The organism is Pseudomonas sp. ADAK18, assembly GCF_012935695.1.
Classification (GTDB): Bacteria; Pseudomonadota; Gammaproteobacteria; order Pseudomonadales; family Pseudomonadaceae; genus Aquipseudomonas.
Genome location: NZ_CP052859.1, coordinates 4022696 through 4049139 on the forward strand (window position 1 = coordinate 4022696; position 26444 = coordinate 4049139).

The window sequence follows — 26444 nt, forward strand, 5'->3', positions numbered from 1 at the left end:
CTTTTGTGGGAGCGGTGTCATTGGTTAAAAGTCATAACTAAGCCGCGTGTAGTAAAACGCCCCTTCCGGCGCGGTCGGCGACAGGTAGCTGTACTGCTGGCCTGGGGTCTGGCGCAGGCGGGTGTTGTAGTCGTCGGGTTTGCTGTCGAACAGGTTGTTGGCGCCCACCGACACGCGCAGTTGCTTGGTGAAGGCGTAGTTCACGTCCAGGTCGGTGTTCCATTGCGCGCCGAAGGTCTGGTCGTACTGGGCGTTGGCTTCACTTGCTGCATATTTGCGGTATTTGCCGTAGCGGGTTTCGCTGAGGGCGATGGTCCATTGGCCGAGCTTGTGGATCGCGCCGAATACCAGCTTGTCTTCTGGGTAGCCGTGCTCCAGGAAACCTCGGGATTCGCGGGTCAGCACTTCGAAACCATTGGGGTTTTCGTGGATTTTCTCGATGGTGGTGCGGGCCTTGGTGTAGCCCGCCGACAGGCTCAAGCCGCCGTACTGCGCCAGGTCCAGGTTGTACTTGCCGACGATATCGACACCCCGGGTGCGGGTGTCGGCGGCGTTGGTCATGAACTGCGCCCAGGAGTACTGGCCAAAGCCGGCATCCTTGAGGATCTGCTCGGCACGCGGGCCGGAAATACCACCGCTGAACAGCAGGCGATCACGGATGGAAATCTGGTAGGCGTCAATGGTCAGCGAGGCTTGCTCGGTAGGCCGCAGCACCAGGCCCAGCGAATAGTTGGTGGACTTTTCAGGTTTGAGCGGCTGGGCACCGAGAGCACGGGCGGCCGGGTTGTCTGCGGGCAGCATGCGGGTCAGCACCGGGTTGCCGTTGGCATCGAGGTTAGTGGTGGTGGTCCATGAGGTGCCGATCTGGCCCAGGCTGGGCGCGTGATACGCGTTATTGACCGTGGCGCGCAAGCCCACTTGCGGCGTGAAGTCGTAACGCGCCGAGAGCTTGCCGGTGGTGGCTGAACCGAAGTCCGAGTAGTGCTCGGTACGCCCGGCCAGACCCACCTGGAATTTGTCGGTGACCTGATGCTCCAGGCCGAAATACACGCCGCTGACGTCACGTTTGAAGGTGCCGGCATCGTCCGGGGTCAGTCCCGAGGCCTGCACAGCACCGACCTGCACCCCGTCGATACCGCCGTAGGAGTAGGAATCATAGTCACCCGCCTCCAGGCGATATTGCTCATGGCGATAGGCGATGCCGCCTGAAATCGTCAGTGGATGGCTGGACCAGTTGACGTCCAGGTCCTTGGCGTAATCGAGGGTAACGTTGGTCTGTTCGTTGATCAGAGTGGCGACGTCGAACTTGGTCGGGCTGTTGACGCCGTAGCTCGGATTGACGGTGTTGAAGGCCAGTTCGTCGTGCTTGTCGCGGCCATAGGTGGCGCTCAGGTCGAAGCGGCCCAAAACGTCGTCTTCGTAACGGCTGCCGAGGGTGAAGGCGCCGTCTTCATAGCGATAGCGGTATTTGGGGATCGTGCCGCCTGGGTAAATCCCCGCCACGTTGTTCGGGCTGCTGGCCAACAGCGGCGGCGTGTTGTTCACCGAGGTGTCCTGGCCGAACGTGGCGAAACTGTAGAGTCGCCACTGATCGTTCAGGCCGATTTCGGCGTTGGCCGCCAGGTTGTATTTGTCGCGCCCGGCACCGCCCCAACGTGGGTTCTGCACCTGGCCGTCGGCGACGTATTTGTCGCCAATATCGTCGGGCTTGTTGTTCAAGGTGTTGAAGCTCAGGGTCAGGAAACCATCCCCCGGCAAACCCACGCCGTACCAACCATCGGTGGTCTTGCTGAAGCCATCGCCCTGGGCATATTTGCCCAGTTGCGTATTGAGCTGACCACCGCTATCGCGCTCCTTGAGCACGATGTTGACCACCCCGGCCACCGCATCAGAACCGTACTGCGCCGAGGCGCCATCGCGCAGCACTTCGACATGGTCGATAGCGCTGATGGGGATCATGTCCAGGTCCACCGGCTGCGCGCCAATGAACGGCACGCCACCGGAGATATTCACCACTGCCGAGGTGTGGCGGCGCTTGCCGTTGATCAGCACCAGGGTCTGGTCCGGCGACAAGCCACGCAGCGACGCGCCCTTCGGGTCTTGCCCACGGGTGGCGCTGTTGTTCTGCGGGAAGTTGAACGAAGGCAGCAGTTGAAACAGCGCCTGGTTCAGGCTGGTGGCGCCGGTTTGCTTGAGTTCTTCGGCGTTGATCACGTCCACCGGGGCGCTGCCGGACAGGGCCGTGGCATCGCTGCGGCGAGTGCCGATGGCGACCACGCGGTCCAGGGTCGGCGCTTGTGCGGCAGCCGTTTGCGCCTTGATGTTACTGCTGGATTTAGGGCCTTCCTTGATGATGAAGGCGCCGTCCGGGCTGACCTGCACTTGTAGGCCGGTGCCCTTGAGTGCAGCGTCCACCGCTTGCTGCGCAGACAACGAGCCATCGACGCTGGCCGACGAATAGCTGCCCAACTGCGGGGTGAAGGAAATCACCTGGCCGCTCTGGCGGCTGATATTCAGCAGCACCTCATCCAAGGGGCCGGGCGCAATGTGGTAGACCTGACGCGCGTCTTCAGCGCTGGCGGCAAACGACAAAAACAGACTGGCCAACGGCACCAGGGCAAAGGTTCGAAGCGGCACACGGTTGAACTGGCTCACATTGGCTCCCCCCAAGGAAACTCCATAACGCTGCTCCCCGCAGCGCTTACGGGAGTGATGTGGGATGGCGCGGGGAAAACTTGCAGACCGTTTGGTTATGTCGTTAGAACCGTCCTTTACGCACGACTCGGTCAAATGTGGGAGTTGTCGAGCCCTGGCGAGGCTGCGATGGGATCGCTGCGGTCTGACAGGTACACCGAGTCGATCCCATCGCAGCCTCGCCAGGGCTCGACAGCTCCCACAGAAGAGCAGTTTCACGTTGAGTTTTCGGTACTCTTCAGGCTGCACTGACGGTCACCCACAACCCGGTCCGGCGGGTGATATGGATCGGTAACGTGCGCGCCAGGGTGTCGAGGATCTGCTGGGGATTGTCCAGCCGGTACAGGCCACTGACGCCCAAGCCGGCTACTGCGGGATCCAGGCGCAACACGCCATTGTGGTAAGGCCGCAAGGCCTCGATGACTTCCACCAACGGACGGTCGCGCACTTGCAGGAAACCGTCGATCCACGCCGTCGCCCCCGAGGAGCTGGCCTGCACCGGGCCAAAACCGGCTCGGTCGTAACTGACTTCGTGCCCGGCCGCCAATTGCAGGCGGTCGCCATTCTGGCCGTCGATCTCCAGGGTGCCGTTGAGCGCCACCACGTGGCCCTGCCCTTCCCGCTCACGCAGCAGCAACCGATTACCGTAGGCGCGCAATCGCGTTTGCTCGGTCTGGATCAGAAAAGGTCGGTTCGCATCATTGGCAATCTTCGCCAGCAGTTCGCCCTCACGTAGGCGCACCAGCCGTCGCTGGGGATCGAATTGGATATCCGCCGTGCTGCGCGCGTTGAGCAGCAACTCGCTACCATCGGCCAACTCGACGGTTCGGCGCTCGCCGGTGCCCGTACGCAGGTCAGCGGTCAACTCCGACAGTGGCAAGCCCAAAGGCCTTGCCAGCAAGCTCGCGCCCAATGCCACGCCCGCACCTATCAAGGCGCCACGCAGCAGCGTGCGGCGGCTGGAAGGCGCTTGCAGCGCCTGCTGCAACACCTTGCCGCTGACGCCTTGGGCCTGGGCAATCTGGAACACACCGAGGCGGGTTTCCAGCTGTTGGCACAAGGCGTCGTGGCGTGGATCTTCGGCACGCCATTGGTGATAACGCTGCCAGTCCGCCGCACTCGCCTGACCGGAGCGCAGCAAGACGATCCAGCGAGTGGCGCTGTCGATCAGTTCGTCATTCATTCCAGGCACAGCCGCAGGCAACGGTTGATGGCGCGGGTCATATAGTCGCTGACGGAGCGTTGGGAGATACCGAGTTCGGCGGCAATTTCGGGATACGTCAGGCCATTGAGTTGCGACAACAGGAAGGTCGCCTTGACCTTGGACGGCAAGCCATCAAGCAACTGGTCGATGGCCTGCAACGCTTCGAGCATTTGCGCCAGGTCTTCGGGGGATGGCGCAGAGGATGTTTCGTCCTGGTCCAGGGCATCGAGGTAAGCGCGCTCCAGGTCACGGCGACGCCACAGTTGATACATCAGGCGCTGGGCAATGGTCGTCAGCAAGGCGCGAGGCTGGCGGATCGGTGTTACACCCGGCGCGCTCAGTAACTGGACAAAGGTGTCGGCGGCGATGTCTTCGGCGTGGGCGCGGGAATCCAGGTGCCGATGCAAACGGCTGCACAGCCAGTCGTAATGACTACGGAACAATCCGCCCACGTAGTCGCTGTGAGAAGTGTCGGCGCCGGACATAGTGGCTCCATCTGAGTAGGTTGCACGTTATGTCCGGTGTTCCGGTGGGGCGATCCTAGCAAGGCTGCTTATTCTTTAATAATACTTAAAATGCATTTTTATATAACCTTACTGTAGCCGCTGCCGAGGCACGAGGCTGCGATGCGTGTCCGCAGAACCGCCCTTAAGGTCTGCTGCGCAACCCATCGCAGCCTCGTGCCTCGGCAGCGGCTACAGGTTCAACGCAGCCTTTCGAAACCCAGTGCCTGAGCCTGCTGCCGGTAATCCAACAGCACTTGGTAATCCGCTTCACTGGCGGGCAGCACCTCCTGCACGCCCAGTATCTGCGCCACCTGCGGCAGATCCTGCAACGCCTGATTCATCGCCTGACGGATCTGCAGGATGTATTCATCACTCAAGCCCTGCGCGCCGATGTAAGGCAGCGTCGGGCTGATCGCGCTGCGGGTGACGATACGCAGTCCCGCGACTTCTTCGGGGGCAAAACGCGCCAGGTAGGCGAAGGTCACGCTGTCGATGGCGGCGAGGTCCGCACGGCCTTCCCGCAGCCAGCGCAGGCTGTCGCGATGACCGCCGCTGATGGCCACGCTGGCAAAGAACCGTCCCTGGCGATGTAACGGCGCCAGGCGCTCGCGCAGCAGGTTCATGCCGCTGTTGGAGTCTTCACTGTTGATCACGCCGCGGCTGCCGTAGAAATCCGCCAGAGTCGTTCGCGGGTTGTCGTCGCGGGTCAGCAACAGGCTGCAATGATTACCGGCGCTGCTGTTGGACAGTTCGTAGCGAGGACGGCCGATCAGCCGCACTTGCCCACGCAGTTGGGTCATCAGCGGGTAGCCGCAGGTTTGGGTCAACAGCAGTTCGGGGGCGCGCCACAGGCTCATAAGATCCAGGCCGTCAGCGGTACGCCGGGTAACGTCGAGCTGCTCAAGGATGCGCGCCAGCCATTGCTCGTTGGCCTCAAGCACCTGCTGGGGCGCCACGTACATCAACAGCTCGGCGTAGTGTTCACTCATGCAAGCCTCGTCAGATAAAGGGATGGCGCGGACTGTCGATGGTCTTGAGCCCGTAGCGGCCGATCAATTGACCATAGCCTTGCACCACAAAGCCACCGCTGCGCGCCTGCCACTGCGCACGGCGTGCGCGATAGACCCGGGGCAGGAAATACCACGGCAGCTTCGGCAAGTCGTGATGCACCAGATGCAGGTTGAGGTTGAGAAACAGCCAGGTCCACGGCCAGCCGGCTTCGTTGAGCACGGTGCGCTGTTCAGGCTGCGGGTGCGGGCGGTGTTCATAGTACGAACGGATCATCGCCACCGACAGCGCGGGCACGCTGACCAGCGCCAGGTAATGCCACACCGGCAGCACGCTGTAGCGGGTAATAAACGCCAACATCAGCACCGTCAATGCGCCATGGGTCAGCCACATCAGCCAGGCCTGACGCTGGCCTTTGCGCAGCCGCAGCAGCTCTTCGCACGCCAGCGTCCACAGCGCCAACGGCGCGCCCAGCAGGAAACGCCCGAGTATGGTTTTGTTCAGCCCGTGCAGGCTGCGCTCGAACAGCGAGCTGCCGGCCCATTGTCCTTGAGTCAGGTAACGGCTTTCCGGATCAACGCCGGGAACGGTGAGCTGTTCATCGTTGTGGTGCAGCAGGTGGCTGTCGCGATACAGAGTGTAGGGATACCAGACCGCCAAGGGCGCATAGCCCAGGAGTTTGTTCAGGGTTTTGAAACGGGTGGGATGGCCATGCAGCATTTCGTGTTGCAGGGACAACCACAGCACCACAATCGGGATCAACAGCGCTGTGCTCAGCCACCGGCCCAGCCAGGCGCTGCCCAGGATCACGGCGAACCAGCTGGCGTAGACGCCGATCAGCAATAGCCAGGTCGGCCATTCGGTGCGGGCGGTGAGGCTTTGACTCAGGACTTCGATTTCGTGGCGATGGGTGTCATCGAGGTAGTTGGGCATCGGCGAGCTCAGGGCAGTCTAGGCCGACAACGAAAGTCGGTTTCATCCTGCTCTGTGCAATGAGGCGGGGAAATCTTGCAGATCGTTTGGTGCTTAGCTTAGAAGCAAACGTGTAGCCGCTGCCGAGGTACGAGGCTGCGGCTACAGGTAATCAATGAGCAAACAAACCCGTGTCGGATTTCTTGGCTTTTTTGTCGGCGCGTTTTTCATCGGCGGTCTTTGCCGGTTTCTTCTTCGCGGCTTTCTTTGAATCCATGCCTTTGGCCATGATGCGTGCTCCACTTACAGGGGATGTAACAAGGGGTATAACACCTATTGCCCAACAGAAGGCGCTTTGCCCGACTTATAATCCCAGCCCCTTGATCACGCCTGTCGAAATACCATGCCCGAGTTGCATATCAATCTACTGGCAGAGCCGCTTTGGCCGCTGCTGAACAAGTTTTACCGTCGCCACAACTCGCCGATGAAAGCCCTGAAGGGTGGCCAACTGTGGGTGGCCAAGCACAGCGAGATTGTCGCCGGCCTCTGCCTGAGCCCGGTGGTGGGCGGGCAATGGTTGACCGGGTTGTTTGTCGACCCGGCATTACGTGGCCAGGGTTTGGCGGTGCGACTGATTCGTGAGGCCGTCGCACCGGTGGAAGGCACTGTGTGGCTGCTTTGCCATCCGGACCTGGAAGGGTTTTATCAGCGCCTCGGTTTTACCCAGGACACACCACTGCCCCAGTCCCTGGCCGAGCGGCTGGTGCGCTACAAACGTAACAAGCCAATGATCGCCATGGGCTTAGAACCGTTGGTTAGGTCGACCTTCAATAATGGATGATCGGTGGCTGTGGGCTGCGTGCTAGCCTCCTCGCACAGTGGCCCACACCAGGATGATCATGAAAGCGACCCTTGCGGCTTTATCCCTCAGCGCCCTCCTTGCCCCAGCCTTGAGCCAGGCAGCAGAGGCTCCGGTTTCTACCCAACAATATGCAACCGTGCTGGCCGGCAGTTGGCGTGCACCGGCCAACAGCGCGCGCGACGTGTATCGCCATCCGCAGCAGACCCTGACGTTCTTCGGCCTGCGGCCCGACCAGACGCTGATCGAAATCACCCCCGGTGGCGGCTGGTACAGCGAAGTGTTGGCGCCGCTGCTCAAGGACCACGGCCATTACATCGCCGCCGTGCAGGCCCCGACCAGCAGCGCCTATGCCCGCACCTCCGAAGAAAGCCTGAAACAAAAATTCGCCGCTGATCCGGCCCGTTACGCCAAGGCTGGCTTCGTCGAGTTCGACCCCAAGACACCGACACTGGGCAAACCGGGTTCAGCGGACACGGTGCTGACTTTCCGTAACGTCCATAACTGGGTGTTGGCCGACACCGCCCCGGCGACATTTGAAGCCTTCTTCAAGGTGTTGAAACCGGGCGGCGTACTGGGCGTAGTGGATCATCGGGCCAAGGACGGTGCTTCGCTGGACGACATCAAGCACAGCGGCTACCTGACCACTGCGTATGTGGTGAAACTGGCGACTGATGCAGGGTTCAAGCTGGATGGGCAGAGCGAGATCAACGCCAATCCGAAAGACACCAAGGATTACCCGGATGGCGTCTGGACGCTGCCGCCGGCGTTGAAACTGGGGGAGAAAGATAAGGCGAAGTATCTGGCGATTGGAGAGTCGGATCGGATGACGTTGCGGTTCGTCAAGCCGGCCAAATAGCCAAGCAGAACGCGAATCTAATGTGGGAGCGGGCTTGCTCGCGAATGCGGTGGATCAGTCAATACATTTGGCGACTAACACTCCGTATTCGCGAGCAAGCCCGCTCCCACATTTTGACCTGTGTTATATCTCGGGTTATTCGTCGGCGTTAGGATCCATATCCGGGAACATCACTTCGATAAACCCGAACTTGCTGAAGTCGGTAATCCGCGACGGGTACAACCGGCCAATCAGATGATCGCATTCATGCTGTACCACCCGCGCATGAAAACCTTCGGCAATACGCACAATCGGTTCACCCTTGGGATCAAAACCTTCATAGCGAATCCGCTGATAACGGTCCACCGCCCCACGCATGCCAGGCACCGACAGGCAGCCTTCGTAGCCCTCTTCCAGCAACGGACTTAACGGCGTGATCAACGGGTTGATCAGGATGGTCTGCGGCACGGCCGGAGCATCCGGGTAGCGTTCGCTGCTCTCGAAACCAAAAATCACCAGCTGCAAATCAACGCCAACCTGCGGCGCGGCCAGGCCGACACCGCCCACATGTTCCATTGTCTGGAACATGTCGTCGATCAACTGCCACAACTCGGGGCTGTCGAACATTTGCGCAGGAACCGGGGGCGCGATACGCAGCAGGCGCTCATCGCCCATTTTCAGGATTTCACGGATCATGGATCAGGCTTCGTCAGTAGTGGGCTTGAGCGAGTGGTCCCGGCCTAGGCCTGAGACATGTTGTTTGTCATCGTGCTCGCCAAAGTCCTTTTCACCGGGATCCTTGCCTTCGGCCGACATGTGTTCGATCACCGCGTTCATCTCCGCGCCCAGCAGCAACACTGCGGCGGAAATGTAGAAGTACAACAACAGGACGATGATCGCGCCGATACTGCCATACATGGCGTTGTAGTTACCAAAGGCTTTGACGTAGTAGCCAAAACCCAGGGAGGCGAGGATCCAGACCACCACCGCCAGCACCGAGCCCGGGGAGATAAAGCGAAACTTCTGCTTCACGTCGGGCATCACGTAGTACATCAAGGCCACGGCAAACATCAGCAGGATGACGATCACCGGCCAGCGCAGGATGGTCCACAGGGTGACCACATATTCCTCCATGCCAATCTGCCCCGCCAGCCACTCCATCACCTGTGGTCCGAGGACCATCAGCGCGGCGGCCATCAGCAGCATGCCGGCGACGCCGATGGTGTAGAAGACCGACAGCGGAAAACGCTTCCAGATCGGCCGACCTTCGACCACATCGTAGGCGGCATTCATCGCGCTCATCATCAGGCGTACACCCGCCGAGGCAGTCCACAGCGCAACGACGATACCCACAGACAGCAAGCCGCCCTTGGATTGCTGCAACTGGTCGATCACCGGGTTGACCTGCTCCAGCGCCTGGGGTGGCAACACGAGCGCCGACTGGTCACGCAGGAAGGTGAAAAACTCCGGCAGGTGCAGGAAGCCAATCAGGGCAATCAGGAACAACAGGAAGGGAAACAGCGAGAACAGCATCTGGTAGGCCAGTGCCGAGGCGTAAGTGGGCATCTCGTCATCGATGAACTCGGTGACCGTGCGTACCAGCACTTTGTGCAGGGGCAAGCCGTTCAATACCGGAAAAATCATAGCGTCTCCTTTCGCCGCAAAAGGTTGAGTTGGTGGGCGACTCAGGGGCCGTTTTCTACATCAAGGTAGCCTATTTGGCGACCTTGAAACAATTTCGAAACTTTAATCACTGCAAATCACACAAAAACGGCCATCCGTGGATGGCCGTCGGACTGCTCATTCGCGAGCAATCGGGTCAGGACTATTTGACCGCTTTCTTTACCGCATCTTTGGCGTCACCGACGGCTTTTTGCACTTCACCTTTCTTTTCCTGAACCACACCTTCAGCACGCAGCTTATCGTTGCCGGTAACTTTACCAACACCTTGCTTGATGTTGCCGATGGCCTCGTTCGCTAAACCTTTTGCCTTATCCGATGTGCTACTCATGGTATTTCTCCTGGGAACAATCAAGGGTTATGGTCATTACGTACAGGTTGACCCTGGGCTGCTTGGCAGAGTTTCAATTATTTTTGCCCAGGCATTTCATCGCCCTCGACAGGTTGGGCTTTATGTTTTGCGGCCAACCCACGAGAATGCCCGGCACATTCAGGCTAAAACGCTGAATACCTGATCCCGTAGGAACGTTATGAAACTCAATAAAACCCAAGCCATCGCCCGCAGAAACCAAGAACTGGGCGGTGCCGTGCTCGGCGTCAACAACTGCCACTTCACCGACCTGGACCACAAGCGCAACATCTGGTGGTTCGACCTGCCGGTGACCCGTATTGGCGTGGGCCAGTACGAGTGGATTCACTTGTTGATGCACAACGCTGAAAGCGACCAGTTGCTGCATTTGAAAGTGCCAACGGCATTCATGCGCGAGAAGCTTGAAGGCCTGGTAGTGCGCAACGCCGGCAAGCGCAAGCCGGAGATCACCCTGGAGCTGAGTGCCGACAAGGATTCGTTCTTGAAAGATGTTCGCCCGGCGGGTGCGGGAGTGAGCTTCGCGCAGTTCGCCCTGTAGGAATGCGGCAAAAATTTGAATCCCCAAGCCTGTAGCCGCTGCCGAGGCACGAGGCTGCGATGCGGGCCGCAGGACCGCCCTCAGGGTCTGCTTCGTCGGAGTGCCGCACCAAGCCCATCGCAGCCTCATTCTTCGGCAGCGGCTACAACTGCAATCGCAGGCAAGCCAGCTCCCACATTTGATTGCATTCCAGGCAGGAAAAACACCACCCAACAAAAAGCCCCGCATCTGCGGGGCTTTTTGTTGAACGCCAGGTTACTTCTTCAAACCCAGCTTCTTCAGTTCTTCATCCCGCAACTCACGGCGCAGGATCTTGCCAACGTTGGTGGTCGGCAGTGCATCGCGGAATTCTACGGCCTTCGGCACCTTGTAACCGGTGACGTTGGCGCGCATGTGCTCCATCACCTGGTCCTTGGTCAGGGTGGCACCCGGCTTGACCACGATGAAGATCTTGATGTGTTCCCCGGATTTTTCGTCTGGTACACCAATGGCCGCGCATTGCAGCACGCCCGGCAGGGTTGCCAGCACATCTTCCAGCTCATTGGGGTAAACGTTGAAACCGGAGACCAGAATCATGTCCTTCTTGCGATCGACGATACGCATGTAGCCGTCCGGCTGGATGAGCGCAATATCACCGGTCTTCAACCAGCCTTCGCTGTCGAGGATCTCGGCGGTAGCGTCTTCACGCTGCCAGTAGCCTTTCATCACTTGAGGCCCCTTGATGCACAGCTCGCCGATTTCGCCCAGGGCCAGCTCGACGCCATCGTCGGAGATGACTTTGCACAGGGTCGATGGCACCGGGATACCAATGGTGCCGATCTGGATATTCTGGATCGGGTTGACGGTGGCCACCGGGCTGGTTTCGGTCATGCCGTAACCTTCACAGATGGAACAGCCAGTGACCGCCTTCCAGCGCTCAGCCGCTGCCAATTGCAGGGCCATGCCACCGGACAGGGTGACTTTCAACGCCGAGAAATCCAGCTTGCGGAAGCCTTCGTTGTTGCACAGGGCCACAAACAAGGTATTGAGGCCGACAAAGCCGCTGAACTTCCACTTCGACAGTTCCTTGACCATTGCCGGCAGGTCGCGCGGGTTGCTGATCAGGATGTTGTGGTTGCCTATCAGCATCATCGCCATGCAATGAAAGGTGAAGGCGTAGATGTGGTACAGCGGCAACGGGGTGATCAGGATCTCGCAACCTTCGTTGAGGTTGGAGCCCATCAGCGCCTTGCATTGCAGCATGTTGGCCACCAGGTTGCGGTGGGTCAGCATTGCGCCCTTGGCCACGCCGGTGGTGCCACCGGTGTATTGCAGAACGGCCACGTCATCACTGTTGGGGCTGACTTCGTTGATCGGCAGGCCATGGCCCTTGGCCAGGACGTCGTTGAACTTGAGCGCCGTGGGCAAGTGATAGGCCGGAACCATTTTCTTCACGTATTTGATGACGCTGTTGATCAACAGCCGCTTGAGCGGCGGCAACAGGTCGGCCACTTCGGTGACGATCACATGCTTGACGGAAGTCTTGGGGACGACTTTTTCGGCCAGGTGGGCCATGTTGGCCAGGCACACCAGAGCCTTGGCTCCGGAGTCGTTGAATTGGTGTTCCATTTCCCGCGCGGTGTACAGCGGGTTGGTATTGACCACAATCAGACCGGCGCGGATAGCACCGAACACGGCGACCGGGTACTGCAGGACGTTGGGCAGTTGCACGGCGATTCGATCACCGGGCTGTAAGTCGGTATGCTGTTGCAGGTACGCGGCAAACGCTCCAGACAGTTCGTACAACTCACCGTAGGTGAGGGTCTTGCCCAGGTTGCTGAAAGCCGGTTTGTCGGCGAAGCGTTGGCAGGACTGTTTCAGTACCGCCTGAATATTCGGATACTCGTCTGGATTGATGTCTGCAGCAATCCCGGCAGGGTACTTATCCTTCCAAAAGTCTTCGATCATGGAAGCCCACTCCTCAGCGACGCGAATTCATTCATCGCATTTGATGCGATTATTATTTGTTTGTGTTTTTTAGGGTGAGTCTGGCTGTTTCAAGCAGGCCGAGATGTCACAAAGCGCGCCGAGAGTAGCAGCTTTGCCAAAGGCCGCCTAGAGCCAAAAGCGGCCCCTACAGTCATAAACATGACTCAAGAATATCCAGTAGTCATATTTAGAGCAAAGATTCTATATGCTGTGAAATGGCTCTAGATCAGGGGTGTACGCAATAAATGTGGGAGCGGACTTGCTCGCGAAGAGGCGGTGTCAGTCAACTATGCATTAACTGACCCACCGCCTTCGCGAGCAAGCCCGCTCCCACATTTTGACCGCATTTCAAATCAAGCGATGTCGCGAAGCTCGCGCCGCAAGATCTTGCCTACCGGCGTCATCGGCAGCGAATCCCTCAGCACAATGTGCTTGGGCACCTTGTAACCCGTGAAGTTGACCTTGCAGTAAGCCTTCAGCTCCTCAAGGCTGACACCTTGGGCACGAGCCACAACAAACAGCTTCACAGCTTCTCCGGTGCGCTCATCTGGCACACCGATCACCGCGCAACTGGCAACACTCGGATGTGCCATGACCACATCTTCGATTTCGTTGGGGTAAACGTTAAAGCCCGAGACGATGATCAGGTCCTTCTTGCGATCCACAATACGCACAAAGCCATCCGGGTCGATCACGGCAATGTCGCCCGTCTTGAGCCAGCCTTCAGCATCCAGGGTCTCAGCAGTGGCGGCTGGCTGCTGCCAATAGCCCTTCATCACTTGCGGACCTTTCACACACAACTCGCCTCGTTCGCCCAAGGGCAATTCCGCGCCTTCATCATTGATGACCTTCATCGCCGTTCCCGGCACCGGAATACCCACGGTTCCCAACCGCGATTTGTTGCCATAGGGATTGGTACTGGCCACCGGCGAAGTTTCGGTCAAGCCATAGCCCTCGCCGATTGCGCAGCCGGTGAGTTGCTGCCAACGCTCGGCAGTGGCCTTCACCAGCGCGGTACCGCCAGAGTTGGTGAGCTTGAGGTGGGAAAAGTCGAGGCTCTTGAAGTCCGGATGGTCCATCAGCGCCACAAACAGCGTGTTGAGACCCAGCAGCCCGGTAAAGCGCCACTTTTTCAGCTCCTTGATAAACCCGCCAATGTCCCTGGGGTTAGTGATCAGCACGTTGTGATTGCCGGACACCATCATGCACATGCAATTCGCGGTGAACGCATAGATGTGGTAAAGCGGCAGCGGCGCGATCATCACCTCCTGCCCTTCCTTGATCAGCGGGTGACCGTCGTCGCCCAGTTGCGACATGCAGGCGCGCACTTGCTGCATGTTGGCGACCAGGTTGCCATGGGTGAGCATCGCGCCCTTGGCGAGACCAGTGGTGCCGCCGGTGTATTGCAGCACGGCGATGTCGTCCAGGGTGACCGGGTGGCGCGTAATGCCCTGGCCCGCGCCCATCCGCAAGGCACGCTTGAAGGAGACAGCCCGGGGCAAGCTGTAGGCCGGGACCATTTTCTTCACCTTGTCGACCACGGTGTTGATCAGCCAACCCTTGGCGGCGGGCATCATGTCGCCCATCTTCGCTTCGATCAGGTACTCGATCTCGGTATCAGTGGTGACTTCCTGAACCCGCGAACCAAACAGATTCAGGTAGACCAGCGCGCGAACGCCCGCATCCTTGAATTGGTGGCGCATCTCACGCGGGGTGTACAAAGGATTGGTGTTGACCACGACCAGCCCGGCGCGCAGGGCACCGAACACGGCAACCGGGTATTGCAGGACATTAGGCATCTGTACGGCGATGCGGTCGCCCGGCTTGAGGTCGGTGTGTTGTTGCAGGTAACCGGCGAACGCAGCGCTCTGGCGCTCAAGCTCGGCGTAGGTCAGTGTAACCCCCATGTTGCTGAACGCAGGACGATCGGCAAAGGTCTTGCAGGAACGCTCGAAGACTTCGATCACCGACTTGTAGACGGTCAGGTCGATGTCGGTGGGAACGCCCGCCTGGCGTTTGTCATTCCAGAAATCAGGTTGCATTATTCTTGTCCTCTTACCTGAATGTGTCCGGCCGCTTTCTACTGCTATGACAAGCGGAGCTTTGGGGACGTTAGCAGCTATGGCCAAACAGGCAAACACACAAAAACGTGTCATTGATTGTATGAATCTTGTCCCTGAGGCCTGGACTGATCTGACGACCCTCGGCAGATGAGCTATACACAGCAACGACCCTGAGCAAAGGAAGCGCCATGAATCACACCACTTTCTGGCTGACCGCGAATGACCGCAGTCGCCTGTACGTCAACCAATGGCTGCCGGACGAACCGCCCAAGGCGTTGATCATGCTCGCCCACGGCATGGCCGAGCACAGTGGTCGCTACGCCCGCCTGGCCGAAGCGTTGTGTGGCGCCGGCTACGGCCTGTATGCCCCCGACCAGCGCGGTCACGGCCGGACAGCCGATGAAGGCACCCTAGGGCTGTTCGCCGAGCGTGATGGCTGGAATAAAGTAGTCGGTGACCTCGCCAGCCTCAACCAACACATCGGCCAGCAGCAGCCTGGGCTGCCAATCATTCTGCTGGGCCACAGCATGGGTAGCTATATCGCCCAGGCCTACCTGCTGCATCACAGCGCCAGCCTCAATGGGGCCATTCTCAGCGGCTCGAATTTCCAACCGGTGGCGCTGTACCGCGCAGCCAAAGTGATCGCCCACGTCGAACGCTTGCGTCAGGGCCTCAGGGGCCGCAGCGCGCTGATCGATTTCCTGTCGTTTGGCTCGTTCAACAAGGCGTTCAAACCCAATCGCACTGCGTTCGATTGGCTCAGCCGCGACCCTGACGAGGTCGATAAGTATGTCAGCGACCCACTGTGTGGCTTCCGCTGCACCAACCAGCTATGGATCGACCTGTTGGGTGGCTTGCAGCAAATCAGCAAAGCGTCCAATCTCGCTCAGATCGATCCGGGCCTGCCGATCCTGGTGATGGGTGGTGAATGTGATCCGGTCAGTGAAGGCAAGCGTCTCAAAAGCCTGGCCCATGCCCTGCGTGATGGGGGTTGCCAGAACCTGCAACTGAATATTTACCCGCAGGCACGCCACGAATTGTTCAACGAAACCAACCGCGACGCGGTCACAGCCGATGTACTGGCGTGGCTGGCGCAGGCCGTCAACCTGCGCCGCCCTGCACGCTGCGAATGAACGTCTAAATATTTTCGTTTAAAATCAACGAATTAAGATTATTGATTAGCCACAGGATGCACCATTAGATGACCCAGGTTACCAACACTCCGTACGAAGCCCTCGAAGTCGGCCAGACCGCCAGCTACAGCAAAACCGTCGAAGAGCGCGATATCCAGCTGTTCGCAGCGATGTCCGGCGACCACAACCCGGTACACCTGGATGCCGAATTCGCCAAAGCCACCATGTTCAAGGAGCGCATTGCCCACGGCATGTTCAGCGGCGCCCTGATCAGTGCGGCAGTGGCGTGTGAGTTGCCTGGGCCAGGCACTATCTATATCGGCCAGCAAATGAGCTTCCAGAAGCCGGTAAAAATCGGCGACACCCTGACCGTGCGTCTGGAAATTCTCGAGAAGCTGCCAAAGTTCCGCGTGCGGATCGCCACTCGAGTGTTCAACCAACGTGATGAGTTGGTGGTGGACGGTGAGGCGGAAATCCTGGCGCCACGCAAGCAACAGGTCGTGACCTTGACCGAGTTGCCGGCCATCAGCATCGGCTAAGCCTGTGCTCATGAAAAAGCCCCCCATCGACGGGGCTTTTTCTATTCAGCCACGACTCAAGATTGAGCGCGAGCCTGGTTACGCAGGGCTTTCACCTGATCATGATTGCGTTGCGCACCGTGGAACTGGCGCTCAACCAGATCACGAATAGCCACCAGGTTGTGCTTGTTGATCTTCTCGATCGCTTCTTTATAAGCCTTCAACGCATGGTCTTCACCGCGCTCGGCTTCGTTCAGAACAGCCTCTTCATCCTTGCCAGTCACCATCGACTTAACGTCGACCCAGCCGCGGTGCAATGCACCTGCGACACTACCGGACTTTTCCGGGTCGCCACCCAAGGCACGCACAGCGGTTTGCAGTTCTGCGGCAGCGGTAGCGCAGTCAGCGGAACGCTTGACGAACAGCGCCTTGAGCTCTGGATGCTTGATATCTTCGGCGCAGGTCTCGAAGCCTTGCTGGCCGTCTTTACTGGTCTCGATCAGGTCATTAAGCACAGAGATCGATTCTTTGTTGATATCAGTCATTTTTCAACTCCTTCGCGGGTTATGAAACTTAACTTATTGATTGCAGCGCCCGTGCCAGCTCTTGATAAATTAATTATTTGTTATTTTTCAATAAGTTATTTATTGACCGAAAATCTGTATCCGTTTTTTTTGCATGATCTGTCATTTGGCCTGCATGCAGAATGCCTGTATTTTCCAAGCCATCGACTCAAACGCCTGAAGCCCAATGAATCCTGAAAAACTTGAACTGCTGATCACCCGTGAAATGCCCTTCGGCAAGTACAAGGGGCGGATCATCGCCGACCTGCCCGGCCCCTACCTGAACTGGTTTGCCCGTGAAGGCTTTCCTCACGGTGAACTGGGCGGTCTTCTGGCGTTGATGCAGGAGATCGACCACAACGGCCTCTCCGAGCTGCTGGAACCACTGCGCGCCAAACACGGCAAGCCCGCCCCCCGCCACTAAGTAGAGCCCGAACATGCAACGGAACGCACAAGACGAAACTCACTGGCAGGCCATCGCCCAGCGCTATGACCTGGAGCCCGGCCCCATCAACCTGGAAAACGGGTACTTCGGACGCATGAGTCGCGCAGTGCTTGAGCAGTACCAGGACAATGTTGCCTTCATCAATCGCAGCAACTCGATCTATGTGCGCCAGCGTTACGAGCAGGGCGAAAACGTCGAGGTCCGTAACCAACTGGCGCAGTTGCTGGACGCCGATCCCGAAGCTATCGCCCTCACCCGCTGCGCCTCCGACGCGCTGCAATCTCTGATCCGCAATTACAACCGCTTACAGCCAGGCGATCAGGTGCTGATCAGCGACCTGGAATACGACACCGTCAAAGGCGCCGTGCGCTGGCTGGCGCGCCACCGTGGGGTGGAGGTGATCGAAATTGCCCACGAACACCCGGCCAGCTTCGACAGCCTGGTGCAGACCTATCGCGATGCCTTCGTGAGTTACCCTCGCCTCAAATTGCTGGCGCTGACCTACGTCACCCACCGCACCGGACTGGTGATGCCGGTAGAGGCCATTGCGAGCGCCGCTCGGGAATACGGGGTTGATGTGATCCTCGACGGCGCCCACGCCCTGGGCCAGATTGAATTCAACCTGGCCCAGCTGGGCATCGCCTTTGCGGGGTTCAACCTGCACAAGTGGATTGGCGCGCCGTTGACCCTGGGCTTTATCTATATCGACCCGCAGCGGCTGGCGGATATTGATCCGGATATGGGTGAGTTTCACTACCCGACTACCGATGTACGCGCTCGTACGCCCTACAGCACGCCGAATTTTCCAGCGCTGATGACGTTGCCGCTGGTATTTGAGGAGCATCGGTTGTTGGGGGGCGCGCAGGCCAAAGGCGCCCGGCTCAACTACCTGCGGGATTTGTGGGTGCGTGAGGTGCGGCAGTTACCGGGGGTTGAGGTGCTGACGCCGGATGATCCACGGCTGTACTGCGCGATTACGTCGTTCAAGTTCACCCATCAGATGGATCAGCAAGTAATGGCGGATCGCTTGCTCAAGGAGTACGACCTGTTTACCACGACCCGCAGCGGTGCCTCGTTTGGCAGCTGTATTCGCGTGACGCCTGGGTTTGTGACTTCAGCGGCGGATATCCATGTTCTGATCAAAGCCATTACCGAGCTGGCCACAAACTAAATGTGGGAGCTGGCTTGCCTGCTCCCACATTTTGACCGAATTTCGCATAAAAAAAAGCGGCGCACCGACCAAGTGCACCGCAAAAATGCCGTAGAACACAGCAACAACGATTCGGTAAATCCAATCAGTCCAGCAGCGCCAGTGCCTCAGCGGTGGTTTCCTGAATACGCGCCCAGTCGCCGTTCTTGATCCACTCCGGATCAAGCATCCAGCTCCCGCCCACGCACATCACATTCTTCAACGCCATGTAGCTCTTGATATTCGCCGGGCCAACGCCGCCAGTCGGGCAGAATTTCACTTCGCCGAACGGGCCGCCCAGAGCCTTGATCGCGGCGACCCCACCACTGACTTCCGCCGGGAACAACTTGAAGCGGCGATAGCCCAGACCATAGCCTTCCATGATGCCTGACGCATTGCTGATACCTGGCAGCAACGGGATCGGGCTGTGCACCGAGGCTTCCAGCAGGTCACGGGTAATGCCCGGGGTGACGATAAATTGCGAGCCTGCGACTTCCGCCGCTTCGAGCATGGTGCGATCCAGCACAGTGCCAGCACCGGTGCACAGCTCCGGACGCTGCTCACGCAACACCTGAATGGCCTTGAGGCCGAACTGCGAACGTAGGGTCACTTCCAGTGCGGTCAAACCACCGGCCGCCAGGGCATCGGCCAACGGCAGAATGTCCTGTTCGCGGGCAATGGTGATCACTGGCAGAATCCGCGCCTTGGCACAGAGGCTGTCGATCAAGGCAACTTTGTCCGCCATGGAAACGGTGGGTTGAGGGCTTTTCATCGCGGCTGATCCTTGGCTCATGGGCACCAGTAAATCTCTAAAGTAGGTTGCAAAAACGCCCGAACCGGCATGGCAGCAACATCGTCACTGGCCAGCGCTGCGCTCAGGGTGGTGAGTTTCGAACTGCCGGAGATCGACAATACGGTGTAGTTGGCCGTGGCCAGTAATGCGCGGCTCATGGTCAGACGCTGATGGGGCACGGTCGGTGCCAACATCGGCCAGCAACGGCGACTGCCATCCGGCTTCAACGCATCCAGCAGATTCGGGCTGTTGGGGAACAACGATGCGGTATGACCGTCATCCCCCATACCCAGCACCAGCACATCAATTGCCGGCAACTCTGCCAACTGGCGGTCGGCCAGTTCGGCGGCGTCTTCAAGATTGGCGGCAACGTGGTACAGGCTCAAAAACTTCGCCTTGGCCGCCGGGCCTTGCAGCAGGTATTTCTTCAGAAGGCCGGCGTTGCTGTCGGCGTGCTCCACCGGCACCCAGCGCTCGTCGGCCAGGGTGATGGTCACCTTGGACCAGTCCAGGCCTTGTTTGGCCAGGTTCTGGAAAAACGCCACCGGGCTGCGACCGCCGGACACCACCAGCACAGCTTCGCCACGGGCACTGATGGCCGCGCGCAGTTGTTCAGCCACGTCATTGGCCAAGCCTTCGGCCAGCAACACCGGGTTACGGTACTCATGAGCGCTGACGCCCAGAGGCAGTTTCAATTCAGATATCGCCATACCAAGACCTCCCATCCCGCGTGATCAGTGCAATGGAGCTCATCGGCCCCCAGGAACCCGCCGCATACGGCTTGGGCGCATCACCGGATTTTTTCCACCCGGCGATCAACTGGTCACACCACTTCCACGCGGCTTCGATTTCATCTTTACGGACAAACAGGTTCTGATTGCCGCGCATCACTTCCAGCAACAACCGCTCGTAGGCATCGGGAATCCGTGCACTGCGATAGGTGTCGGAAAAATTCAGTTGCAGTGGCCCGCTGCGCAGTTGCATGCCCTTGTCCAGGCCCTGCTCCTTGGTCATCACGCGCAAGGAAATACCTTCATCCGGCTGCAGGCGGATGATCAGTTTGTTGCTGATCTGCAAGCGCTGCTCGGGGGCGAAGATGTAGTGGGACGGTTCCTTGAAGTGAATGACGATCTGCGACAGCTTGTCTGGCATGCGCTTGCCGGTGCGCAGGTAGAACGGCACGCCGGCCCAGCGCCAGTTACGGATATCGGCCCGCAGGGCGACGAAGGTTTCAGTGTCGCTCTGGGTGTTGGAATTCTCTTCTTCCAGATAACCCGGTACCGGTTTGCCAGCGCTGTAGCCGGCGATGTATTGGCCCCGTACCACTTGGGTGGTCAGGCCTTCCGGGCTGATGGGCGCCAGGGCCTTGAGCACCTTGACCTTCTCGTCGCGGATACTGTCGGCGGACAGGTCGGCCGGCGGGTCCATGGCGATCAGGCAAAGCAGTTGCAGCAGGTGATTCTGGATCATGTCCCGCAACTGGCCAGCCTTGTCGAAGTAACCCCAACGGCCTTCGATACCAACCTTCTCGGCCACGGTGATTTCCACGTGGGAGATGTAGTTCTGGTTCCACTGGGTTTCGAACAGGCTGTTGGCAAATCGCAGGGCGATCAGGTTCTGGACGGTCTCTTTGCCCAGGTAATGGTCGATGCGGTAGGTGCGGTTTTCCGGGAAAAACTGCGCCACGGCATCGTTGACCTTGCGCGAAGACTCCAGGTCCGAACCGATGGGTTTTTCCAGGACGACCCGGGTATTTTCCGCCAGGCCGACCTTGGACAGGTTCTCGCAGATCGCGCCGTACACCGCCGCAGGAGTGGCGAAGTAGGCGATCAGACGCTGCTCGGTCCCGGCCTTCTCGGCCAGGGCGACGTAGTCGTCAGCCTTCATGAAGTCGACGTGCAGGTAGCTCAGGCGCGCCAGGAAGCGTTGGGCAACAGCTTCATCCAGCTCCTTGCCAACATATTTGCGTAATTCTTGATCAATGTGGGCCAGGTGCTGTTGCTCGGAACCGGCTTCCCGGGCCAGGGCCAGGATGCGGGTGTCGTCGTGCAGGAGCCCGGCGCCATCGAGTTGATAGAGGGCAGGAAATAACTTGCGCAGCGCCAGATCACCCAAGGCGCCAAACAGGGCAAAGGTGCAGGGTTCTACGGTTATCGAAGGCATGATGTTTGTTCTTTTATCAAGTTAAGCTACAAATACCTTTTTTCAAGGCATCACTCAAGGAAAAATGTAGTAATAACCACAACATTTTCCCGAAATACGCATTGCGAGTGGTGGTGTTGAACTACCCTCAGTAGGATAGGCCACCGCAAAGGGCCACTCGTCGATTGGTTGACGACCCTTATTTGCATCGTCGCCCTAAGGAAACATGAATGGACCGCGTGCGAAATCTTCTGGAACAGATCCAGAAACGCCTCGAAGAACTGAACAAGGCTGAGCGAAAAGTCGCCGAGGTCATCCTGCTCAACCCGCAGCAGGCGACCCGCTTCTCTATTGCCGCCCTCGCCCAAGCCGCTTCGGTGAGCGAACCGACGGTCAACCGTTTCTGCCGCTCGTTCGGCGTCAGTGGTTACCCTGAACTCAAATTGCAGTTGGCGCAAAGCCTGGCCAGCGGCGCGGCGTACGTCAGCCGCGCCGTGGAAGCCGATGATAACCCTGAGGCCTACACCCAGAAGATCTTTGGCAGTGCCATCGCGTCACTGGACGCCGCCTGCCAGGCCCTGGACCCGAACCTGATCAGCAAAGCCGTGGATTTGCTGATCCAGGCCCGGCAGATTCACTTTTTCGGCCTCGGAGCTTCAGCCCCGGTGGCCATGGATGCCCTGCACAAGTTTTTCCGCTTCAACCTGGCGGTGACGGCCCATGCCGATGTGCTGATGCAGCGGATGATCGCGTCGGTGGCCCATACGGGTGAGTTGTTTGTGATTATTTCCTACACCGGGCGTACCCGCGAGCTGGTGGAAGTGGCACGTATCGCCCGGGAAAATGGGGCTTCGGTGCTGGGTGTGACCGCCGAGAACTCGCCACTGGCCAAGGCCAGTACGGTGAGCCTGAACATTCCATTGCCGGAAGACACCGACATCTACATGCCGATGACTTCGCGGATCATTCAGCTGACAGTGCTGGATGTGCTCGCGACCGGCATGACCTTGCGCCGCGGGGTGGATTTCCAGCCGCATTTGCGCAAGATCAAAGAGAGCTTGAATGACAGCCGGTATCCAGTGGGGGATGAGTTTAACTAAGGCCAAAACCTGGCCTCTGTGGCGAGGGGGCTTGTCCCCCGTTGGGCTGCGAAGCAGCCCCATAGACAGCAACCGAGATCTATCTGAAAGATCACTGCTGCCTTATTGGGGCCGCTTCGCAGCCCAACGCGGGCAAGCCCGCTCGCCACAAAAAGCCACCTTGGTTTGGATCAAATCCCAGCCCTGGCCTGCAGACTCAAATGCGCCCTCTCCCCCGGCGCCAGGCTGGCACCCGCCATCGCCGATTCAACACAGACAAACCCCGACGCCTCATTGAAGCTCACCCCCAGCAACGGACGGCTGCCTGGATGCCACACCACCGTATCGGCACTGTCACCGGTATCGATGCACAGCTCACGCTGCCAGGCGTGATCCTTGAGGTGCAACTCACCCTCATGCTGGAACACCCGCTGGCAACCTCCATCGACCCGTAACTCACCTTCCTGCTGGCAAGCCTGACGGCTCAGTTGGTCATAACCTTGCGCCCCATCGAGCCCAGACAGCGCTACCTCGCCAACATTGCCAATCCGCCAATAGGCGTGCAAAGCGTGGCTCAGTTGGCAGGGCAACTCGTCCTGATGCTCAGTACTCAAGCGCAGCTCCAAGCTCTCGCCCAGATGCGCATGCAGATCCACTTGCCAGTCGCACAGCTGTAACTGCCAATGCAAGCGCACGCCGTCGTCGTCGCTACTACTGTCCAGTAGCTTCCAGTCGATCAGCCGCGCCCAACCGTGGGATGGCCAAGCGTTTTCGCTGGGATGACGGCCATACCATGGCCAACACACCGGCACACCGCCACGGATCGCACCGACCTGTGGCCATTTGGCAGCACACCACAGCCAGGGTTTCTGGCCCACGGGTTGAAAGTGCAGCAATTGCGCGCCCTGACGACTGAACACTGCTTGGCATAGCGGGTGATCAATCACCAGCACCTCACGCATCTGGAAGCGCTCCCAGGCAAACACGGGACGCGGGCGCAGGGATTTGAAAAAGCGTTGCAGCGGATGCTCATGCATGTGCCACGGTCCTGAAGTTCAATGTGGGAGTCGGGCTTGCCCGCGATGCAAACAACTCGGTTTATCTGCAGTCCGAGTAGATGCTATCGCAGCGGTGCGGCGACCCGTCGAGCCAGCTCCCACACAAAAAAAAGCGGATAGCCAAGGCCATCCGCAAAATGCGCACAGAGAGAGGAGCTTATCGCAACAGCGTTAGAACACCGACTGAATTTTCAGACCGGCAACCAAGGCGTTGTCGACTTTATCCACGCCACCTGGGTGGGTGATGTATTGCAGGTTAGGACGCACAGTCAGCCAGTTGGTGACGTGGAAGCCGTAGTTGAGTTCGTAGTTGTACTCAGTGCTTTGCAGCGGCATGTAACCGGCCTGATCGTAATCGGTGAAGCCGCCAGACGCGTTGATCAACTCAGCATTTTTCTTCACGTCATCGTTGACATGAATACGGGCAAAGCCGATACCGATGTCATCTTTTGGACGTGCGTCGAATGGACCTTTGTACACAAACATCAGCGACTGGTAGTTGTCGATGAAGTTGGTGTCCTTGTCGTGGAAGGTAGCGTTGGCCGCAACGTTCAGACCGCGGGAAGCGTCGCCGTTGTGGGTAGTGAGTTGCTGCTGCACCACACCCCAGTAGCCACTCTTGCTGTTGCGTACGCGGTAAGGATTACCGGTGGCACCCGCATCCTGGCCGTTCACGTCCTCACGGACGTCATTGGCGTCGGCCGTGCTCTTGTAGTAACCCACACGGTATTCGCCCGGCAGGCCGTTGACCTTCGGCGACCAGACCAGTTCGACTGGCAAGACGGTGCCTTTGGTGCCGCTGCCGCTGAGTTTGAAACCATTACCGTGTTCAGTCTGCGATGGGTTCTGGTTGTACGCACCGATCTGGGCATACAACTCAGGCGTGATGTTGTACTTCACGCGCAACGCCGCCTGCATGACAGGCCAGTTGTACCAGATGTTGGTCGCCCAGTTACCCACTTGGGAACCACAGAACGCCAGGTTCTGGAACTCACATGGGAAGGTGTTGAAGTCTTCACCTTCACCGAAGTAACCGGCCTTCACGTCCAGTTTGCCGTCGAGGAACTGATGCTGAACCCACAACTGGGTCAGACGCACCATGTGGCCACGACCATAGACTTCCTGCGAGGAACTCAAGGTGCCGGCACGCGGATCACCCACACGGTCATTGGAGATGTTTTGGCCATTACGATTGGTCAACTGGATCTTGGCCTGGGTGTTATCCCAGCCCCACAGTTTTTGCAGGTCCAGCGCCACACCGAGACCGAACTGGTCAGAGTAACGACCGGTCTTGTCATCGTTGTAACCGCCGTGGGCGTTGTAGCCCATTTCCCCTACGTAGTCAGCCTTGATATCGATACCTTGCTCGATCAGCTTGGTACGCTCGCCGCCCCAATCGCCGGTCATCCACTTGGAATCGGCGCTGAACGCATCGGCCGCCATCGCATTGGCGGACAATACAAAGGCTGCTGCTGCTGACAGTTGGCAGAGCAGCCGGGTGTTGTTGTGTTGCTTTTTCATCCGTACATCCTCGTCTTTATTGTTATTAAACTGTTTTTATCTAACGCGGGTTACATTTTTTAATCAAAACAACAAGTTAAGCTTTAATTGCATGCCCGTAGGAGCGAGCTTGCTCGCGAAAAACTCAAGCTCACCGCGTTCATCCAGGATGCCCGCGTCATCGTTGACAACCTTCGCGAGCAAGCTCGCTCCTACAGATGCATCAACGGCCCTTGAACTGCGCCACGTTGTCAGCATGACCCTGTGCCGGCAGCGAAACAGCGGTACCCAGGCGCTCACCGGTCTTGGCGTCGAACAGCAATACCTTGGCCGGATCGAATTGCAGGGTCAGGGTCTCGCCGACCTGCGGTGCCACGTCCGGCGCCAAACGGCAGCAGACCTTGGTGTCATTGAGCTGCACGAACACCAGGGTGTCCGGACCGGTCGGCTCGGTCACTTGCACTTCGGCACGAATGCTCGACGAACCATTGCCCTCGCCCGCCGCCAGCACGATCTGCTCCGGGCGCAGGCCGAGGATCACATCGCGATCTTCCAGACCGGCGTCGTTCATGTTCAGCGCCAATTCGCAACGGGCCTGGCCGCTGTCCAGCAGCGCCACCAGTCGACCATCCTTGCGTTGCAGGCGCAGAGGGATGAAGTTCATCGGTGGTGAACCGATAAAGCTTGCCACAAACAGGTTGGCCGGGTCGTTGTAGATTTGTTTCGGCGTACCGAACTGCTGAATGATCCCGTCCTTCATCACCGCCACTTTGTCGCCCAAGGTCATCGCTTCGATTTGATCGTGGGTGACGTAGACGGTGGTGGTTTTCAGACGCTGGTGCATCAGTTTCATTTCGGTGCGCATCTCGACCCGCAGCTTGGCGTCGAGGTTGGACAGCGGTTCGTCGAACAGGTAGATCTTCGGCCGACGGGCCAACGCACGGCCCATGGCCACACGCTGTTGCTGGCCGCCGGAGAGCTGGCCCGGCTTGCGATTGAGCAAGTGCTCGATCTGCAGCAGCTTGGCGACACGCGCGACTTCTTCGTCGATGGCAGCCTGCGGCATCTTGCGGATTTTCAGGCCGAATTCGATGTTCTCGCGCACGCTCATGGTCGGGTACAGCGCGTAGGACTGGAACACCATGGCGATGTCGCGATCCTTGGGGCTCATGCCGCTGACGTCCTGGTCGCCAATCATGATCGCGCCGCCGGTGATGTTTTCAAGGCCGGCGATGCAGTTCATCAGCGTCGACTTGCCGCAACCCGAAGGTCCGACAAGAATCAGAAATTCACCTTCCTTGATCGACAGTTCGATGTTCTTCAAGGTGTCCGGCAAGCCGGCGCCATAGGTCTTGTTTACATTGCGAAGTTCAAGCGTTGCCAT

Annotated in this window: 25 protein-coding genes; 8 read left to right on the top strand and 17 right to left on the bottom strand. The window is 58.8% G+C overall.

All coding sequences use genetic code 11. The annotated features are described in order from the left end of the window. Positions 1–24 precede the first annotated feature (24 nt). The 5 genes from HKK55_RS18155 to HKK55_RS18175 form a co-directional block, all read right to left on the bottom strand. The gene (locus HKK55_RS18155) at positions 25–2655 is read right to left on the bottom strand and encodes a TonB-dependent receptor (protein WP_169355939.1); all 2631 of its coding nucleotides are present in this window, start codon (positions 2653–2655) and stop codon (positions 25–27) included. Positions 2656–2932: 277 nt separating this feature from the next. Further along, positions 2933–3877 (bottom strand): FecR domain-containing protein, encoded by a 945-nt coding sequence (locus HKK55_RS18160; protein ID WP_169355940.1) that lies wholly within the window; start codon positions 3875–3877, stop codon positions 2933–2935. Further along, positions 3874–4383, bottom strand: coding sequence for a sigma-70 family RNA polymerase sigma factor (locus tag HKK55_RS18165; protein ID WP_169355941.1), 510 nt, complete (start codon positions 4381–4383; stop codon positions 3874–3876). The genes HKK55_RS18160 and HKK55_RS18165 overlap by 4 nt, the downstream gene beginning before the upstream one ends. A gap of 218 nt (positions 4384–4601) precedes the next feature. Then, on the bottom strand, positions 4602–5393 hold the full coding sequence (locus tag HKK55_RS18170; protein WP_169355942.1) for a phosphate/phosphite/phosphonate ABC transporter substrate-binding protein: 792 nt from the start codon (positions 5391–5393) through the stop codon (positions 4602–4604). Between the two features lie 10 nt (positions 5394–5403). Next, complete coding sequence (locus tag HKK55_RS18175; RefSeq protein ID WP_169355943.1) at positions 5404–6345, bottom strand: fatty acid desaturase; 942 nt, start codon at positions 6343–6345, stop codon at positions 5404–5406. A gap of 382 nt (positions 6346–6727) precedes the next feature. On the opposite strand from HKK55_RS18175, the gene HKK55_RS18180 reads away from it, so the two are divergent. Continuing rightward, positions 6728–7165 (top strand): GNAT family N-acetyltransferase, encoded by a 438-nt coding sequence (locus HKK55_RS18180; protein WP_169355944.1) that lies wholly within the window; start codon positions 6728–6730, stop codon positions 7163–7165. Between the two features lie 58 nt (positions 7166–7223). Next, a complete protein-coding gene (locus HKK55_RS18185) occupies positions 7224–8042 on the top strand; it encodes a class I SAM-dependent methyltransferase (protein ID WP_169355945.1) in 819 nt (272 codons plus the stop codon). A 135-nt stretch (positions 8043–8177) separates the two neighbouring features. Here HKK55_RS18185 and def read toward each other — a convergent pair whose 3' ends face one another. From def to HKK55_RS18200, 3 genes are all read right to left on the bottom strand, one after another. After that, on the bottom strand, positions 8178–8717 hold the full coding sequence (def, locus tag HKK55_RS18190) for a peptide deformylase (protein ID WP_169355946.1): 540 nt from the start codon (positions 8715–8717) through the stop codon (positions 8178–8180). Between the two features lie 3 nt (positions 8718–8720). Beyond that, positions 8721–9665, bottom strand: coding sequence for a YihY/virulence factor BrkB family protein (locus HKK55_RS18195; protein ID WP_169355947.1), 945 nt, complete (start codon positions 9663–9665; stop codon positions 8721–8723). A 181-nt stretch (positions 9666–9846) separates the two neighbouring features. Next, entirely contained in the window at positions 9847–10032 is a 186-nt protein-coding gene (locus HKK55_RS18200) for a CsbD family protein (protein WP_169355948.1), read from the bottom strand. A gap of 199 nt (positions 10033–10231) precedes the next feature. Here HKK55_RS18200 and HKK55_RS18205 point away from each other — a divergent pair, with 199 nt between their 5' ends. Further along, positions 10232–10609: a hypothetical protein gene (locus tag HKK55_RS18205; RefSeq protein WP_169355949.1), complete on the top strand. Its 378-nt coding sequence runs from the start codon at positions 10232–10234 to the stop codon at positions 10607–10609. 255 nt (positions 10610–10864) lie between these two features. Here the strand turns inward: HKK55_RS18205 and fadD1 are convergent, their stop codons facing one another. Continuing rightward, on the bottom strand, positions 10865–12556 hold the full coding sequence (gene fadD1 / locus HKK55_RS18210) for a long-chain-fatty-acid--CoA ligase FadD1 (RefSeq protein ID WP_169355950.1): 1692 nt from the start codon (positions 12554–12556) through the stop codon (positions 10865–10867). A 374-nt stretch (positions 12557–12930) separates the two neighbouring features. Further along, positions 12931–14619: a long-chain-fatty-acid--CoA ligase FadD2 gene (gene fadD2 / locus HKK55_RS18215; protein WP_169355951.1), complete on the bottom strand. Its 1689-nt coding sequence runs from the start codon at positions 14617–14619 to the stop codon at positions 12931–12933. A gap of 209 nt (positions 14620–14828) precedes the next feature. On the opposite strand from fadD2, the gene HKK55_RS18220 reads away from it, so the two are divergent. After that, positions 14829–15773 carry an alpha/beta hydrolase gene (locus tag HKK55_RS18220; protein ID WP_169355952.1) on the top strand — a complete coding sequence of 315 codons (945 nt, stop codon included), beginning with the start codon at positions 14829–14831 and terminating at the stop codon, positions 15771–15773. 68 nt (positions 15774–15841) lie between these two features. Continuing rightward, a complete protein-coding gene (locus HKK55_RS18225; protein WP_154745702.1) occupies positions 15842–16312 on the top strand; it encodes a MaoC family dehydratase in 471 nt (156 codons plus the stop codon). Between the two features lie 56 nt (positions 16313–16368). On the opposite strand, the gene HKK55_RS18230 is transcribed toward HKK55_RS18225, so the two are convergent. Next, positions 16369–16836 carry a PA2169 family four-helix-bundle protein gene (locus tag HKK55_RS18230; RefSeq protein ID WP_169355953.1) on the bottom strand — a complete coding sequence of 156 codons (468 nt, stop codon included), beginning with the start codon at positions 16834–16836 and terminating at the stop codon, positions 16369–16371. Between the two features lie 205 nt (positions 16837–17041). On the opposite strand from HKK55_RS18230, the gene HKK55_RS18235 reads away from it, so the two are divergent. Together HKK55_RS18235 and HKK55_RS18240 are read left to right on the top strand one after the other, a co-directional pair. Beyond that, positions 17042–17278 carry a DUF3820 family protein gene (locus HKK55_RS18235; protein WP_003213031.1) on the top strand — a complete coding sequence of 79 codons (237 nt, stop codon included), beginning with the start codon at positions 17042–17044 and terminating at the stop codon, positions 17276–17278. A gap of 13 nt (positions 17279–17291) precedes the next feature. Next, entirely contained in the window at positions 17292–18470 is a 1179-nt protein-coding gene (locus tag HKK55_RS18240) for an aminotransferase class V-fold PLP-dependent enzyme (RefSeq protein ID WP_169355954.1), read from the top strand. 124 nt (positions 18471–18594) lie between these two features. On the opposite strand, the gene HKK55_RS18245 is transcribed toward HKK55_RS18240, so the two are convergent. Genes HKK55_RS18245 through zwf form a run of 3 tightly spaced genes read right to left on the bottom strand, consistent with a single transcriptional unit; the run spans position 18595 to position 21444 of the window. Further along, positions 18595–19260, bottom strand: coding sequence for a bifunctional 4-hydroxy-2-oxoglutarate aldolase/2-dehydro-3-deoxy-phosphogluconate aldolase (locus HKK55_RS18245; RefSeq protein WP_169355955.1), 666 nt, complete (start codon positions 19258–19260; stop codon positions 18595–18597). A gap of 17 nt (positions 19261–19277) precedes the next feature. Continuing rightward, entirely contained in the window at positions 19278–19991 is a 714-nt protein-coding gene (gene pgl, locus HKK55_RS18250) for a 6-phosphogluconolactonase (protein ID WP_169355956.1), read from the bottom strand. Then, positions 19978–21444, bottom strand: coding sequence for a glucose-6-phosphate dehydrogenase (gene zwf / locus HKK55_RS18255; RefSeq protein WP_169355957.1), 1467 nt, complete (start codon positions 21442–21444; stop codon positions 19978–19980). The genes pgl and zwf overlap by 14 nt, the downstream gene beginning before the upstream one ends. Before the next feature lie 218 nt (positions 21445–21662). Between zwf and HKK55_RS18260 the strand changes: the two genes are divergently transcribed. Then, positions 21663–22523 carry a MurR/RpiR family transcriptional regulator gene (locus tag HKK55_RS18260; RefSeq protein WP_178123141.1) on the top strand — a complete coding sequence of 287 codons (861 nt, stop codon included), beginning with the start codon at positions 21663–21665 and terminating at the stop codon, positions 22521–22523. 170 nt (positions 22524–22693) lie between these two features. Here the strand turns inward: HKK55_RS18260 and HKK55_RS18265 are convergent, their stop codons facing one another. From HKK55_RS18265 to HKK55_RS18275, 3 genes are all read right to left on the bottom strand, one after another. Next, positions 22694–23539, bottom strand: coding sequence for a D-hexose-6-phosphate mutarotase (locus tag HKK55_RS18265; protein WP_169355958.1), 846 nt, complete (start codon positions 23537–23539; stop codon positions 22694–22696). Positions 23540–23731: 192 nt separating this feature from the next. Continuing rightward, the gene (locus tag HKK55_RS18270; protein ID WP_169355959.1) at positions 23732–25081 is read right to left on the bottom strand and encodes a carbohydrate porin; all 1350 of its coding nucleotides are present in this window, start codon (positions 25079–25081) and stop codon (positions 23732–23734) included. Positions 25082–25283: 202 nt separating this feature from the next. Further along, on the bottom strand, positions 25284–26444 hold the full coding sequence (locus tag HKK55_RS18275; RefSeq protein WP_169355960.1) for an ABC transporter ATP-binding protein: 1161 nt from the start codon (positions 26442–26444) through the stop codon (positions 25284–25286).